The 443-nt window shown below is 42.7% G+C and carries 1 protein-coding gene and 1 pseudogene; both read left to right on the top strand.

What is annotated here, in order from left to right:
* Window positions 1-231: IS66 family insertion sequence element accessory protein TnpB (gene tnpB, locus AACW06_RS20080; RefSeq protein WP_192076389.1), on the top strand; the 231-nt coding region annotated here is incomplete at its 5' end.
* A gap of 22 nt (window positions 232-253) precedes the next feature.
* Window positions 254-443, top strand: a pseudogene (locus tag AACW06_RS20075) (IS66 family transposase); the annotation flags it as partial.

The following is a 443-nucleotide window of genomic DNA, read 5'->3' as shown; positions in this document are numbered from 1 at the left end:
GCACTGTTCCTATTTACCAATAAACAACGCGACAAAGTCAAAGTGTTGTATTGGGATAAAACGGGTTTTGCCCTGTGGTACAAACGGCTCGAAAAAGCCAAATTTAAATGGCCCACTCAAGAGAAAAAACAGATGTACACCCTGACTCAATTTGACTTAGATAGACTGTTATCTGGCTTCACAATAATCGGCCATAAACCTATGAAAATAGACAACTTTACAATGAGTTAACTTCAATGAAAGTCAGATATACCAAGCCTTAATCGAACAGTTCAAACTCGCCCTTGACCGTCAGTTCGCCAAACGCTCGGAAGCATTAAAGCCATATAACGAAGCACAGGGTGACCTCTTTAATGAGGCAGAATGTGAAGCGGCGAAAGCGGAAGATGAGGTTATCACCACCACAACGACGACCATTAAACGTCGTGGTAAACGTCAACCGC

The organism is Vibrio sp. S12_S33, assembly GCF_963889785.1.
Classification (GTDB): domain Bacteria; phylum Pseudomonadota; class Gammaproteobacteria; order Enterobacterales; family Vibrionaceae; genus Vibrio; species Vibrio aestuarianus.
This window is presented reverse-complemented; position numbering and strand designations above follow the sequence as displayed.